This window comes from Fusicatenibacter faecihominis (genome assembly GCF_020686945.1).
Lineage (GTDB): Bacteria > Bacillota > Clostridia > Lachnospirales > Lachnospiraceae > Limivivens > Limivivens faecihominis.
In genome coordinates this window covers 81,682-95,087 of sequence record NZ_JAJEPR010000007.1, presented here as the reverse complement: position 1 = coordinate 95,087, position 13,406 = coordinate 81,682, and the positions used below count along the sequence as shown (strand labels likewise).

Here is a 13,406-nt window from a genome sequence, read left to right as displayed (position 1 = left end):
TACCAAAGCCTACATTATATGCTAAAATAGTCCTGACAAACTTTTTTCCAAAAAAACAGAAAGATTATGAATCTGGAGGATATTGCCATGGATGCAATGAAAAATTATGAATTTTGGTGCACCTCCCCTTATTTTGACGAGGCCACCAAAGCGGAGCTTCTTGCCATCAAGGACGACGAGAAAGAGATCACCGAGCGTTTTTACAGAGAGCTGGAGTTCGGTACCGGAGGCCTTCGCGGTATTCTGGGAGCCGGAACCAACCGTATGAATATTTACACTGTGAGAAAAGCGACCCAGGGACTTGCAAACTTTATCATCAAAGAACATGCCCAGGAAAAGGGCGTAGCCATCTCCTTTGACTCCCGCCACATGTCCCCGGAATTTGCAAAAGAGACCGCACTCTGCATGGCAGCCAACGGAATCAAAGCTTACATTTTTCCGTCTCTTCGTCCGACACCTATGCTGTCCTTTGCCGTTCGTGAGCTCCACTGCACCGCAGGCGTTATGGTGACAGCCAGCCACAACCCGCCGGAGTACAACGGTTACAAGGTTTACTGGGAGGACGGTGCCCAGATCACCGCTCCCAAAGATGTGGAGATCATCAATGAAGTGCAGTCTATCACCGATTACGGCGCACTGAAGACCATGAGTGAGGAAGACGCCAAAGCCGCAGGCCTCTATGAAGTCATCGGAAGCGAGATCGACGACAAATACATGGAAGCCCTGAAAAAACTGGTGCTTCGTCCGGAAGCCATCAAAGAGCAGGCTGACAAACTGAAAATCGTTTACACCCCGCTTCACGGAACCGGAAATCTGCCGGTACGCCGCGTCTTAAAAGAGCTTGGCTTTACCCAGGTTCATGTGGTAAAAGAGCAGGAGCTTCCTGATGGTGATTTCCCGACTGTCAGCTACCCGAACCCGGAGGATAAGAAAGCTTTCGCTCTGGCCCTCAAGCTGGCCAAAGAGGTGGATGCAGATATCGTCCTCGCTACCGACCCGGATGCTGACCGTCTCGGCGTTTACGCAAAGAACACGGAAACCGGCGAGTACCAGAGCTTTACCGGAAACATGTCCGGTATGCTGATCCTGGAGTACCTCCTTTCCCAGAGAAAAGAACTGGGTATCCTTCCGGAGAACGGCGCCGTTGTCACCACCATCGTGTCCGGAAAAATGGCCCGGGAGATCGCAAAGGCTTACAACGTAACCCTGATCGAGACTCTGACCGGTTTCAAATACATCGGCGAGCAGATCAAGTTCTTCGAGCAGGATCACAGCCATGAGTTCCTCTTCGGTTACGAGGAGAGCTACGGCTGCCTGGAAGGAACCCACGCAAGAGACAAGGACGCCGTTGTTGCCGTTATGGCTCTCTGCGAAGCAGCCGCTTACTATAAGTCCAAAGGTCTTACCCTCTGCCAGCAGATGGAGAACCTCTACAAGACCTATGGCTATTACAAAGAGAACCTGATCTCCCAGACCTTCAAGGGAATGGAAGGAAAAGCAAAGATTGACGCTCTGATGGAGAGCTTCCGCGCCAACACCCCGAAGAGCGTAGGCCCCTTCAAAGTGCTTGCTATGGAAGATTACCGTTCCAGCATCCGCACCGACATTGCTACCGGAGAGACCTCCGAGCTGACTCTGCCGAAGTCCAATGTGCTCTATTTCGAGCTGGATGACAAGGCCTGGGTTTGCGTGCGTCCGTCCGGAACCGAGCCTAAGATCAAATATTACGCAGGAATCAAAGGCGCTGACGAGAAAGAGGCCGAGGAAAAAGTGGCAGCTCTCTCCGCAGCTCTCGAGGCTCTGGGCGAATAAATTTTCCGGCCGCTGCCCGGCAGTTTTCTGCTGTGCGGCGGCCGATTTTTAGCAGGAAACGCTTTACAGCGGCAGAAGCTGAATCAGCTGATGACTTTTGTGATAAAAATCGCAGAGATCAACACCCGGGGAGAGGCATTGATTTTTGACGAAAAATTTTTCCCCTATGATCTTTATCTGGAAGAGGAGCGGGATTTTGATACGCTGATCAACAACATGAATAATTTTTATCACTGGTGCGCCTCCAGGGTTCTCTCTCTGGATCGAAAATATGCCAAGGCTTGCCAGCCGGATCGACAAAAAGACCTACTACGGGATGAACATTCTGGATTATCTGGCGGGAAATATTGAAAAAATATTGCTGAATAAAAAGCTCCGTGATTACCCCCAAAAGTGGTGGTCACGGAGCTTTCTCTATGTATTATTCCTGCAGGCTCTTGAGCCGGTAAAAATACCCTTTCTTCGCCATGAGCTCTTCATAGCTTCCGATCTCGGCGACGCTGCCGTCTTTGATAAAGGCGATACGGTCGGCCTTGCGGATGGTGGAAAGCCTGTGAGCGACAATGAAGGTGGTGCATTTTCCCATCATGTGGTCGGTGGCCTCCTGAACTTTCTTTTCGGAGGCGGAGTCAAGGGCTGAAGTGGCCTCGTCGAAAATGATGATCTTCGGCTTGCGGATCAGGGCCCGGGCGATGGAGATTCGCTGCTTCTGACCGCCGGAGAGCCGGTCGCCGTGCTCGCCGAGGGGCGTGTCCAGGCCGTCGGGCATTTTGTCGAGCAGGTCCTCTAGGCCGACTTCGTGGATCACAGACCAGATCTCATCATCGGAGATGTTTTCGAGGCCGTAGGTGATGTTTTCACGGATGGTTCCCGAGAAAAGGATCGTGTTCTGGGGAACAACGGCGATCTGTTTCCGGTATTCGTTCATATCGAGGTTTACCATATTGATCCGGTCGATGAGGATTTTGCCGTCTGTGGGCGGCAGAAAACCAATCAGAAGGTTCAGAATCGTGGACTTTCCGGTGCCGGATTCTCCGGCAAAGGCGATGCTCTCGCCGGGTTTGACCTCCAGGTTAAAATCCTTCAGAATATATCGTTCCCCATCGGGATATTTGAAATCCACGTTGCAGAAACGGACGTTTCCCTTGAGGTCGCCCAAAGGGACGATGGAATGGTTGGGCTCCACCTGCTTTTCTTCGAGAATATCGCCGATGGAACGGACGGACTCCATTCCCTTGCAGAGATCCGGGTAAATATTGATGAGAGTGGAGATCTGTCCCACGATCTGGGTGAAATAGGTCTGGAACAGAACCACCTCGCCGACGCCGATCTTTCCCTTGACAGCCAGACAGCCGGTGAAGGCCAGGCAGAGGATCTGGAAGCTCTGGAAAACGACCCAGCTGGCAGCGCCGAAAAGGTTGTTCATCAGATCGAGCTGAAAGCCCTGATGCATGATGCCCTTGAGGTAACGCTGCATTTTGTTGATCTCCACCTCCTGCAGACCGTGGGCTCTCGTGACGGGAATCATCTCAAGCATTTCCGCCACCGCGCCCTGGGTGCTTTCCATCTCGGTACGGAAGGCGCGGTTACGCTCGGAAATCGGCTTCTTGAAATAGTAGATTCCGGCCACAGCCACAGGAATCGCAGCCAGAAAGACGACGAAGACCAGGGGGCTGTGATAGAGGGTGACAGCAGAGGCGATGATGACGTCCAGAATGAAGAAAAACAGTGTCCGGACCATCTGGTTTAAGAGGGCCTGGACATTTTCCACGTCACGCATGACCTTGGACTGAAGCCGTCCGGACTGGATTTCCTTATAAAACATGATGGAAAGCTGCTGGAGCTTCCGGACCAGCGCGTTTCGCAAAGATCCTTCAATCTCCCGGTTGGCCCCGGAAAAATGCTTGGTAGCCATGTAGTTGCTGAAGGCATTCTGGCTGATAAAAAGCAGGGCAATCACCAGATTGAAAAGAATCCGCTGAATACTGTTCTTGCCCGGATTGGTGGCGATGTCAATGATGTTCGCGGTCACGATCGGCGTGACCCAGACAGGGGACCGCTGGCAGATCAGCCAGAAAAATCCCTTGGCGCACTGGAGCTTTTTCCCCTTGTAAAAGCCCAGGAGAATCTTCAGCGGATGATTCTCGTTTTTGGAATAGTTCTGAAGGTACTCGTCAAAATGTTCAAGTCCTTCTTCCGGAATAGTCTCTTTCATAAGCTACCTCCCTCAGATGTGTTTTCCGGTGTGATGGAATTTCTTCTTTCTATTCTAACTGTTTTTTTCGATTCGTCTATAGCAATCTGAAAAAACAGAAAAGTTTTTCCATTGATTTCTTGGCCTGAGTCTGTTAAGATAACATAGACTTATTGCGCGTGGGATTTCCGAAAAAGTGGAGTTCAAGGCGCTTTTTTCAAGATGAGAAATAGAAAAGGATGTGCGTTATGACAGAATACAGAACGGCAAGACCGGAGAGCCTGGAGCAGGTTTTCCTTTGCTATACAAAAGATAACCTCCAGGATATTGCAAAGAAACACGGATTAAAAGGCTTCAGTAAATGGAATAAAAAGGATCTGGCAAAATGGCTGAGGAACCAGCTTCTGGATGAGGCAGTAATGGGAGAAATCGTAAAGCAGGCCTCTGCAGATGAGACCAGATTTTTTGAGAGTGCAATTCAGGAACAGGGAATCCTCATCAGCCAGGAGCTGGTGGCAGATTCGCTGCTTCTGACCACTTACGGAGCTTATGATCCGAAGCAGGAACTGTATCTGGTTCCAGAGGATGTGGAGACCACATACGAAAAAATCTGCACACCTGATATGCAGGCAGAAAAAGCGGACAGAAATCGTCTGGAGGATTATGCAAAATCGGCGGTATATCTGTACGGTGTGATTTCGCTGGAAAAGTTTGTGGAGATCTGTGGAACTTATCATACAGGTATCAAAGATGCAGAAGAAGTAAAAGCTCAGTTGGAAGAGCTGGACCGTAAATCCGGTGTTGTCCGGCTGAAAAATGGTTTTTTGATGGATGTTGATCTTGCTGAAAACGATGTGTATCAGGAAGTTCAGAAGGTGCAGAATACCTTTGACTATTATGTGCCGGAGACAGAGGAAGAGTTCTTAAGCTACGGTCAGCTGGCCTGCCAGGAACCCAACGAGAATACGGTATTTTTCATTAAGGATATGATGGATGAGCAGCATAAGAATCAGGCAGATGCTCTGCGGATCTTCTATGATGTACAAGAAGCCATCCGTATGAATATTCCGGAGGAAGAGATTCTGGCGATGCTCTATCAGCACGGCTGTTATTTTTCCACCCAGAGACAGGTCGAGGATGTGAAAAAAGAGATCCGCCGCTTAGGCTGCATGACCAGATGCTGGGATTACAAGGGGCATATGGCTTCCGAAGTGACCAGAAATGCCATGTCCGTAGGCCTCGGCAGAAAAATTTACCCCAACGAACCCTGTCCCTGCGGAAGCGGAAAGAAGTATAAACGCTGTTGCGGAAGAAAAGGCTGAGAATGTTACAATGAAATAAAATGATATGAGTGTCAAAAGGTCTTTTGACACTCATTTGATACCCGGATTGCTACGCTGCTACGCAGCTTCCGCAATCCTCCAAATATTCGAAATCCGCTGATTTACTGCGTAAATCGCTACTTTCTCATATTTGGCGTGTCCCAAGTTCAAAAGCCTTATCGTGCAAGCACGAACAGCTTTTTGACCTTTTGACACTGGTATCATAAAATTAAAAAAAGACAGAATCAGGCAGATGCACTGCAAGGCTCTGTCTTTTTTAATACCCTGAAACGGGTGAAATTCCTTCCTGCCTTCCCAGTGGGAAATCCGGTACATATATTCTGAAAAACCATCTCTATTCCCTTTACTTATCTATAATTTTATATTACCATGGAAGAATAGATGCAATTACAAATAAAGCAGAACGGAGAATTTTTATGATATACAAACAAGTGCAGCAGAGCACCTATCTCCTGGACTATGCGGGGCAGCGGTTCCTGGTGGACCCGATTATGGGAGGACTGGAAAAAGGGGCTGCGAAAGAAGAGATAAAATTCAGCGACCTTCTGGATGTGGATGCGGTAATCGCAACCCATCTTACGAAAGGAGCCTTTGACGGGGAGGCCAGGAGGCTGATTCCGCGGGGGATGAAGGTCTTTGTGCAAAATGAGGCGGATGCGGATTCGTTGTCGATGGATGGCTTTTCAAATCTGGAGATTCTTACGGAAACGACAGAATTTTGCCATCTGAGCATACGGAAAACACCGGCTTTTTATAAAGTGAACGGAATTTCTACGATGGATCAGAAAGGCTGCGGCGTGCTGATTTCCCATCCGGTATTAAACAGTGCCTACCTGACGGGAGAAAGCAGCTGGTACGATGGCATGAAGCAGGTCCTTAAGGCCTGGAAGCCGCGTCTGGTTGTCGTGAGCGCCGGTTTTTCTGAGGATGGAGAGGGCAGTGGCGCAGGCGGGCAGTTTGGCATGAGTCGGGAAGAAATCGCAGCCGTTCATTTAAGTTATCCAAGAGCCCACATTATAACGACGGGATGTCCGGATCATACCAATAGCATGGTGAGCCGCCGGGAGCTGAAACAGTATGTGGAGCAGCAGCGGATGGAGAGTTCTGTCTGGTTCCCGAAGGACGGGGAAGAGTATCGGCTGTAGAAACCAAAAGTAAATGGGGGATACTATGGATGAGTTACAAAAGATAAAGAAGAAAGAGACAATAACCGTAGAGAATTTATGGCAGGTTATTGAGAGTCATCAGGGTGAAACCTTCCTCACCGTAAAGCACCTTCCCTTCACTTACACGATCAAAGGCGGCGAGCTTTTCACAGACCGCAAGCGGAAATCGATTACCCGCAGCACCTTTGAAAAAGCATACATAAGGGTGCAGGAAGAGCCCGAAAGTATTACCGGCCCGAAGACGCTGAACGTGTTTGGAGCGCCCTATATCTGGGCTTTGTTTCTGGCCTTTGACGTGGTGGAAGAGAAAAAGAAGAAAAACTGACAGAAGAAATCCCCAGGAATCTTTGCCGTTCCCGGGGATTTCTGCGCGTTATCTGCTCTTTGCTGTCTTGATGACACTTGAAGGGCCAGTCTTAATTTTTCTGTTTACTCTGAGGTAGGGAACCAGTTTGTAGGAATAGGAGGTTCCTTTTTTCGTCGTTACACTCCAGGAGGTGCTTCTGGAAGTGAGGGTTTTAATCTTTCGGAAGACTCCGCTGCCGGTTCTCTGATAGAGAATGTAGCCGGTGGCTCCGGAAACCTTTCTCCAGGTGATTCGCTGTTTTCCAGAGAGTCTGCGGATCGTGATGAGCGGTCGGGAGAGGGCCGGTTTGGCGCTTACTGCCGTGGATAAGCTGCTGTAAACCTTCTTGCCGGAGGCCGTAGTTTTGCCGGCTTTGATCATATAGCGGTAGGTATTTCCAACGGATACTTTCGTATCGCTATAAACCAGTTTGCTTTTGGAGATGGTCTTCAGGAGTACATAGCTGCCGCTGTTTGTCTTTTTATAGAGGAGGTAACTGTCTGCATTGGAAATTCTGTTCCAGCGGAGCGTGACCTTATTCCAGGCGGTAGCTACGGAAAGCACGGGAGCTGTCAGGGAGATGGTAGTGTTGCCAGTGGTTCCATTGGAATTGCCATTGCTGCCAGTGTTTCCGGTATTACTGCTATCTCCGGTTCCTTTTTTCACAATTTTAAAAGTGACCGTCTGGCTGGAGAAAAATCCATTTTTTCCGGTGATGGTAACGCTGGCCGTTCCGGGGTTCACATTGTTGGCCAAGGTGAGCGTGTAATCTTTTCCTTTTGTGAGGGTTCTGCTATTATAAGTGACGCGAATCGTTGGAGTGATCGCTTTTCCGGTATAAGTCTGATCCGGAATTGCGGTGACGCGTCCATAGCTTTTCAGGGAAACAAAAGAGCGGGTTCCTGTATAGTTTCCGCAGAAGGTGATACGGATGGAAGAGATCTCTTTCGTGCTGGAATCTTTGGTGGCAGAGAGCGTATAGTCCGTACCGCAGGTCAGTTTCGTTCCCTTATAGAGAATGGAAAGATTGCTGCTGACATAACCGGAAGGACTGCTTCCGCTGTAGGAAAAATCCGGGAACTGGATCGTCTCACCCGAGAGCTTCCGGGCCTTGATTTCAAAAAACTTCGTGGCATTGCCGGAATATTTCCCGATTCCGGTCACTGTTACCTGAGCTTTTTTGGAAACATTGATATTGTTGGAGTATGTAAGTTTATAGTCGCGGTCTTTCTGAAGGACTTTTCCATTCAGCTTGACCGTGGGCTCCGGGGTAACAGGCTGACATGTGTAGGTCACAGGAGAGATCGTGCTGATTGTGGCTTTGCTGATCAGAAACTGCTGAATGGAGAAGGACTGGGATTTCGTACCGGTAAAGTTTCCGCAGCCGGTAATAATCACGTTTGCAGTGCCCTTATCCGTATTGTTGCTCCAGGAGAGGGTGTAATCCGTTCCTTCTTTCAGTGTCAGCCCCCCATAGGTGACGGTGGGGACAGGCGTAATCGGTTTCCCGGTCCAGGCATAGCTGCTATAGGGAAGCTTGATGGAAGTATTTTGTATGGAAACTTTGTTGATGATGAAGGTTCCATTGTAAGTGCTCTGGTAAAGTCCCAGACCTTTGATCTCAAAGGAGGCCTTTCCGGAGTTGACATTGTTGCTGAAACTTATCGTGTAGTGGGTATTTTCGGTCAGTGTCTTCCCATTGTATGTGACAGTGGGTGAAAATGTGATGGGGCTGCCAGTGTAAGCAGTATGAAAGCCGCTGGTGACAGAAGCTTTTGACAAATCATAAAAAGCATTCGCCTGGACAGAAACCTGAATGGAAGGCCGGCTTTTCAGGGAGACAGTGACCGTGGTGGCGCCGCCGTTTTTCAGCCGCATGACACCGCTTTGATCCAATGAAGCCACAGTGGGATCGGCAATGCTCCAGTCGAAGTTGGAAGGATCAAGCCTTACTAAGCCTGGTTCCTTCTTTGAGGCAAATTTCATCTGCAGGGTTTTAGTCTCTTCTGTAAAAAACAACGGCTCTGTCTCGCCGAAAACGAGGTTGAGATTCTGCAGGCTGACGGTAATAATGGGAGATACTTTGCGGTTGGGCTGCTGGACATAAGCGCCGGTTGTGGTGTCGTAACTAAAAGCCTGAACCCAGAAAAGACAGGAATCCTGTACAAAGCAGCCGATGCCGATGCTGGTATAGCCGGAATGCAGGATATTTGCTCTGTGACCTGAGGAGGTCATCCAGGCATCCATAACTTCTGCGGGGGAGTCCTGCCCATAAGCGATATTTTCACCGCGCATTCTTGCAGGGCAGATGGTAGAGCAGCCGCTGCCATCCGGTCTGGTATGGCTGTAAATGGCATGAATTTCTGCCGCTCTCTGCATGGCGGCTTCCGTCAGCTCTGCATCCATCACCAGCGGCTCCAGATGGACTCTGGCGCGCTCTTCGTTGACAAGCTTGAACACTTCATAGGCATAATCATAGCGATAGGTTCCTTCCGAGAGCTTCAGATCCACCGTATCGTCGGCTGAGGCAAAAGCAACGGGAAAGAAGAGGGCTGCCACAAAGAACAGGGAAAAAAGCAGCGGGCAGCAGAGTTTTTTCAACAGTTTCATAAGCTCCTCCTTTTCATCCGTGCAGCGAACTGCACCGTTTTTTCTCATACTCCTATTTTACAACATACTTTCTCAAAATGGGTAATTTTTTACAAAAAAAGGAGATTACCACAGAAAATTTTGTCCATCTTTGTAATCGCCCTGCATTGCAAAGCGTAAACCTGTTTTTCCTATCGTGGGATCTTCTACACCAATGCTGATATGGTAGTTCTCGCCCGCAAGCTCGAAAAGCTTCCTGGTGTCAAGCAGAGTGTCCGTCTCTATAGTTTCTCCGGGAAGAATCGAAGACAGGGAAAGTTTCACCTGCTTTTTCTCAATGGTATTCCCGTCTTCATCCGTCACATACACCCACACCGGCCAGTCCCTGTAGAAGGGTGCCGCCCCGTCATTTTCCCAGATGAGACTCAGCTTCGTTCCGCGAAGGCTCCGGGAGAGCGTGGCTTTTAAGATCCATAAACGGTAGCCTATATTTTTCAGTACAGTTTCATACCCCTCCAGATATTTGGCATTCGCTGCATTCGGTCCCAGGAAGGTTGTGTGAGATTCCTGAATCAGCTCCACAGTCTGGGAGAGACTGGCAGTCAGCATTTCTTCCATGGAAAGAGAGCTGGTAAACTCTCCGCCTACGGGGGCGGTTTTCCAGAAATCCGTCATGGGAGAGAGGGCATTTTTTTCATCTGTCTGACTCAGATTGCCGCCATTTTCAATTTCGCGGAGCCATGCGGCCGTCTCGCTCGGTTCTCCCGTCATATCATTATAAAGGCCGGTTCCATATTTTGCGGCGTGAGAAAAAGGTCGGCGCATGAGGAGCATCGCGTTGGGAAAAGCAGTCGTCCAGGGCGCCACATACTGTTCTCTTATGTCTTCCAGCGGAAGAGGCTGGATGCCGACACTGTAATTGACATGCCATTCGCCCCAGTGCCCGAGACTTCCAAGCTCAATGTAGCTGATGAGTCCGTCCTGCCCCAGATGTTCCCCCATGGCTTCCACCGCTTTTTGATGGCAGGAGATAAAAATCTCGTTGTTGTAATCCGGAGCAAAGCCCTTGCCGAAGGATACGTCGTACCAGGTACCTGCGTGATTCGTTTTCTCATAGAGCCATTCCGGAATATCCATATGCGTCTCGCTTCCGGGCACGTCGCAGACAAATCTTAATACGATGTGTTTTCCTTCCTCCCGCCAGCGTTCCAACTGATTTTCCTTCTCGATGCCCTCCCAGTTGTACTGGCCTTCCTCGGGCTCCAGTTCTGCCCAGGTGATGTCCATATACAGCAGGGAAACGTCCTCCCGGACTTCGGCATTCCAGGCGCAGGGAGCGTATCCCATGAGGGGATTTCCAAAGGCTTCATCGGAAGGCTCGTATTCTTTTGTGTTCTTCTGAGAAAAGATCCAGATGCCTGCTGCAAGCAGGGCAGTCAGCACGATGACTCCTGCGGCCTGCAGCCACCAGCGTTTTCTTTTCATTTTTTCCTCCTTTCGGGGGTTATTTTTCAAGGTTAAGGTTATAAAGATGCGCCGGATTCTGCTTTACCACATAGCAGATGAAATTTTCATCTTCGTAATAAACTTTGATCTCATTGGGAAGACGGGTCTTAAATTCCTGGCACCAGTGGTACATCTCCGATTCCAGAATCGTCCGGTTTATGATGACGGAATAGGCGTCGGAAGCTTTACTCGTGGTTAAAAGAGACTCGCCAACGGCTTCCTCCGAAATTTCCGAATGCTCAATGCCGTCGCCGATACTCAGAACCGCAGTGGAATATTCGTAATATTTCGTATATTTATCCTGGGCCAGCCAGCGCGGACCGGAGAAAAAGTGATACTGGGAATAGTAAATCGGGTTCTTCTCTATATAGAAGAAAAGGTATTCCGTAGGAATGTAATAGTCCACCAGCCGGGATTTATTGTAAAAATCAAGGATTTCCTCATGTCTGGCGTCCTCTACCGACTGGTATAGTTCTTCCGTGGTGGAGATGATCGTATAACTGTACTGCGGATAAGCGTCCATAATTTCACTGGTCAGTTCCACTGCGGCATTATATCTGGTCAGTTCGTAGTATAGATAGCCGTGGAACACCCCGAAATAATTGGTGCCTGCATAGATTGCGAGGACACCTGCAAGACTGATTTGCGGGACAAAATGTCCGGCCTTCGTTTTTTCCAACAGGAAAAAGAGCTCGTCCGCAGGAATGGCCATCATGGCAAGAAGCAGAATCTGTTCCGGCAGACAGAGTCTGGCTCCGGCAATAATTTCCGGCAGGCCGAGGAAAGGCGCCGCATAAAGCAGCATGAAAAGAAAAGAGGCTGTGGTTATTCCAGCATACATGTTAAAGGATATTTTTTTCAGGCGCACAATGGAAATCACCACATTTACGAGGGTGAGGATTGCCGCAATTATGGTAAAACGGAGCAGCCAGCCAGCCCGGGATCTTCCGTAGAGCTGCACATAGCCGTACTGGTAAACCAGTTTCAGGCTGCGGATCACCGCATCGGCCACCTTTTTGACAAGAGGCGTTTTCGGTACGTTGGTGCTGCTTTCCATTTCAATGACTGTGCCCTGCTGGCTGTCGAGCTGGGACTGGGACGGAAGGGAAGAGGCATTTTCGCTGCCCTTTTCCGCTGTAATTCCGGTCATCGCTTCGGTACTTTCCCCTGTGCTCGTCTGTACCGCCTGGCTTCGTCCTTCTTTGGTGTCCGTACCGTTTATAATGTTCATGCCCCAGTTCAGAGATCCCTGAAGCGGGATTCCGGAGGCAAAAGCCAGCACCATGGGCAGGGTGGAAATGACGACTCCCAGGATAACAGCCGTCACCAGCACACCGAAATTCTTTTTCCGAAAAATCTGGTTCAGACCGAAAACGGCAAAAGAAGCACAGAGGAAAAAGGCCATAATTGTGACATAAAAGTGGATGGCAAGAGAAGCGGCCAGAGAGGTCATAAAGAGAAAAAGATTTCCGTCAAAGCCTTTGTTCTCTCTTTTCAGAAAACGGATTAAATACAGCGTACATAAGAATAGCGTATATAAGCCGAACTCCTGGGGAATCGTGTACTGCAGCCGGGCCATGCCGTAAATCTCATCGATGCAGACAACGTCTATGGTCAGAAATGCCGCTAATATCAGGTAAACTGTATACCTGGATTTCAGGATTTCCCGGAACAGGCAGTAGACGGCCACCAGGAGAGCCGCCACATGAATTTCCCCGAGGAAGAGAAGACAGCTGTATATGGAGATTCCAAAGAGCACATCCATACTGTAAATAAAGCAGTGCATGGCCTCCGGGTAAACGCCAGCCGAGAAAATATTGCCTTCCTTAAGGCCGTAGATCCAGGCATGATGAACGTACATGTCACCCCAGCCATAGGAATGGTTTTGAAAGGCTCCATAGGAAAAATAGGCAATTGCAAAAAGGATAAGCACGCTTAAAATGCCGTATTCCAGTCTTCGACCTTTTATTTTCTGATTCAATCTGCGGAAAAATGTGACGAGAAGATATTTACTGTCATCGGCCAGAGCTGTAAGAAAAGATTTCCAGCCCAGCTTTCCGGCAAAAAGTTTTCTGAGCTGCCCGGATACACGCAGGCGAAGCCTTTTTTCTTTGAGGATGGATGCGATAAAGATTCCATAAAAAAGGAAAAATACAATGCGTCCGTCTAAGATATGAAAGAGCCCCAGGCTCAGAACAAGCGTGTTGATCAGTAAAACGGAAACTGTGGAACAGAAAGCAAAACGATAAGTCAGGCTTTTCCCGGATAAGTGTTTTCGGAAAATGACGGATGGCCAGAGATACATCAGAAAAATGTATCCGATCCCTACCCGGATAAATTCTAAAATCCAGTAGCTCATCTTTCCAGAAGTCCCCTCCTTTGCGATTTTTATGGTCTTTAGTATAACACATTCTTTTCACTTGTGAAGGGAAGCGCACCTTTTTTTCTTC

The 13,406-nt window shown here is 49.0% G+C and carries 9 protein-coding genes; 5 read left to right on the top strand and 4 right to left on the bottom strand.

What is annotated here, in order from left to right:
* The first annotated feature begins 87 nt into the window (after window positions 1-87).
* Both LKD71_RS06180 and LKD71_RS06175 read left to right on the top strand, forming a co-directional pair.
* Window positions 88-1,812: a phospho-sugar mutase gene (locus LKD71_RS06180; RefSeq protein WP_227614751.1), complete on the top strand. Its 1,725-nt coding sequence runs from the start codon at window positions 88-90 to the stop codon at window positions 1,810-1,812.
* 90 nt (window positions 1,813-1,902) lie between these two features.
* Window positions 1,903-2,163 (top strand): hypothetical protein, encoded by a 261-nt coding sequence (locus tag LKD71_RS06175; protein ID WP_227614750.1) that lies wholly within the window; start codon window positions 1,903-1,905, stop codon window positions 2,161-2,163.
* A gap of 70 nt (window positions 2,164-2,233) precedes the next feature.
* Here LKD71_RS06175 and LKD71_RS06170 read toward each other — a convergent pair whose 3' ends face one another.
* Window positions 2,234-4,027 carry an ABC transporter ATP-binding protein gene (locus LKD71_RS06170; protein WP_227614749.1) on the bottom strand — a complete coding sequence of 598 codons (1,794 nt, stop codon included), beginning with the start codon at window positions 4,025-4,027 and terminating at the stop codon, window positions 2,234-2,236.
* Window positions 4,028-4,254: 227 nt separating this feature from the next.
* On the opposite strand from LKD71_RS06170, the gene LKD71_RS06165 reads away from it, so the two are divergent.
* From LKD71_RS06165 to LKD71_RS06155, 3 genes are all read left to right on the top strand, one after another.
* Window positions 4,255-5,328 (top strand): YecA family protein, encoded by a 1,074-nt coding sequence (locus LKD71_RS06165; RefSeq protein ID WP_227614748.1) that lies wholly within the window; start codon window positions 4,255-4,257, stop codon window positions 5,326-5,328.
* Window positions 5,329-5,765: 437 nt separating this feature from the next.
* Window positions 5,766-6,494 carry an MBL fold metallo-hydrolase gene (locus tag LKD71_RS06160; RefSeq protein WP_227614747.1) on the top strand — a complete coding sequence of 243 codons (729 nt, stop codon included), beginning with the start codon at window positions 5,766-5,768 and terminating at the stop codon, window positions 6,492-6,494.
* A 25-nt stretch (window positions 6,495-6,519) separates the two neighbouring features.
* Window positions 6,520-6,840, top strand: coding sequence for a hypothetical protein (locus tag LKD71_RS06155; RefSeq protein WP_227614746.1), 321 nt, complete (start codon window positions 6,520-6,522; stop codon window positions 6,838-6,840).
* 48 nt (window positions 6,841-6,888) lie between these two features.
* Here LKD71_RS06155 and LKD71_RS06150 read toward each other — a convergent pair whose 3' ends face one another.
* The 3 genes from LKD71_RS06150 to LKD71_RS06140 form a co-directional block, all read right to left on the bottom strand.
* Window positions 6,889-9,471 carry a CAP domain-containing protein gene (locus LKD71_RS06150; RefSeq protein ID WP_227614745.1) on the bottom strand — a complete coding sequence of 861 codons (2,583 nt, stop codon included), beginning with the start codon at window positions 9,469-9,471 and terminating at the stop codon, window positions 6,889-6,891.
* Between the two features lie 105 nt (window positions 9,472-9,576).
* The gene (locus tag LKD71_RS06145; RefSeq protein WP_227614744.1) at window positions 9,577-10,935 is read right to left on the bottom strand and encodes a DUF4832 domain-containing protein; all 1,359 of its coding nucleotides are present in this window, start codon (window positions 10,933-10,935) and stop codon (window positions 9,577-9,579) included.
* A gap of 19 nt (window positions 10,936-10,954) precedes the next feature.
* Complete coding sequence (locus tag LKD71_RS06140) at window positions 10,955-13,315, bottom strand: hypothetical protein (protein ID WP_227614743.1); 2,361 nt, start codon at window positions 13,313-13,315, stop codon at window positions 10,955-10,957.
* Window positions 13,316-13,406 lie beyond the last annotated feature (91 nt).

What these genes read in the sequence shown, in the direction of transcription:
- LKD71_RS06155 (WP_227614746.1), top strand. Translation starts at nt 6,520, where the DNA reads ATGGATGAGTTACAAAAGATAAAGAAGAAAGAGACAATAACCGTAGAG.
- LKD71_RS06170 (WP_227614749.1), bottom strand. Translation starts at nt 4,027, where the DNA reads ATGAAAGAGACTATTCCGGAAGAAGGACTTGAACATTTTGACGAGTAC.
- LKD71_RS06180 (WP_227614751.1), top strand. Translation starts at nt 88, where the DNA reads ATGGATGCAATGAAAAATTATGAATTTTGGTGCACCTCCCCTTATTTT.
- LKD71_RS06165 (WP_227614748.1), top strand. Translation starts at nt 4,255, where the DNA reads ATGACAGAATACAGAACGGCAAGACCGGAGAGCCTGGAGCAGGTTTTC.
- LKD71_RS06150 (WP_227614745.1), bottom strand. Translation starts at nt 9,471, where the DNA reads ATGAAACTGTTGAAAAAACTCTGCTGCCCGCTGCTTTTTTCCCTGTTC.
- LKD71_RS06145 (WP_227614744.1), bottom strand. Translation starts at nt 10,935, where the DNA reads ATGAAAAGAAAACGCTGGTGGCTGCAGGCCGCAGGAGTCATCGTGCTG.
- LKD71_RS06175 (WP_227614750.1), top strand. Translation starts at nt 1,903, where the DNA reads ATGACTTTTGTGATAAAAATCGCAGAGATCAACACCCGGGGAGAGGCA.
- LKD71_RS06140 (WP_227614743.1), bottom strand. Translation starts at nt 13,315, where the DNA reads ATGAGCTACTGGATTTTAGAATTTATCCGGGTAGGGATCGGATACATT.
- LKD71_RS06160 (WP_227614747.1), top strand. Translation starts at nt 5,766, where the DNA reads ATGATATACAAACAAGTGCAGCAGAGCACCTATCTCCTGGACTATGCG.